The 523-nt window shown below is 68.5% G+C and carries 1 protein-coding gene; it reads right to left on the bottom strand.

The window, feature by feature from the left end:
- Positions 1-490 (bottom strand): TetR/AcrR family transcriptional regulator (locus tag A5692_RS11760; RefSeq protein WP_369830288.1); only part of this gene is annotated, 490 nt, incomplete at its 3' end.
- Between the last annotated feature and the right edge of the window lie 33 nt (positions 491-523).

Below are 523 nucleotides of genomic sequence, written 5' to 3' on the forward strand. Positions count from 1 at the left end.
CGAGCAACGTTCCCCGGATCAATTTCTTGGCCGCGTCCAGCGCGGCGTGATAGTCCCGGGGCGGCGACGTGGCCGCCAGCTCCGTCAACCCATAGATCAGCGCGTAGACGGCCTCGACGATGCCGTTGCGGTCGGCCCGGTGCGCGAGCTCGCCCCGGCGGTAGGCATCGTCGATGACACCCTCGATGATTCCGCGAAACACCTGGAAGTCGGCCGCGAGCCGCGAATCGCGGGCGACAGCGCCTTCGGCGCGGATCACCCACTCGAAGGCGGCAAGATCGGGATACTCGCGCATGAGCCGGCCCGATTCGTCGAGCACCGCCTCGATGCGGTCGACGGCGGTCCCCGGGCGCGCGGCGGCCGCGCGCAGCCGCGGCAACGCGATGCGCTCGATGTCCTCGACGGCCGCGTCCAGCAATTCGGACTTGTTCGGGAAGTAGTGGTACAGGCTTCCGCTGGTGATGTTCGCCGCCCGGGCGATCTCGCGAATCGTGGTGCGCTAATAGCCATTCTCGGCCACGCA

The organism is Mycobacterium sp. E342, from assembly GCF_001667665.1.
In the GTDB taxonomy this organism is placed as follows: Bacteria; Actinomycetota; Actinomycetes; order Mycobacteriales; family Mycobacteriaceae; genus Mycobacterium.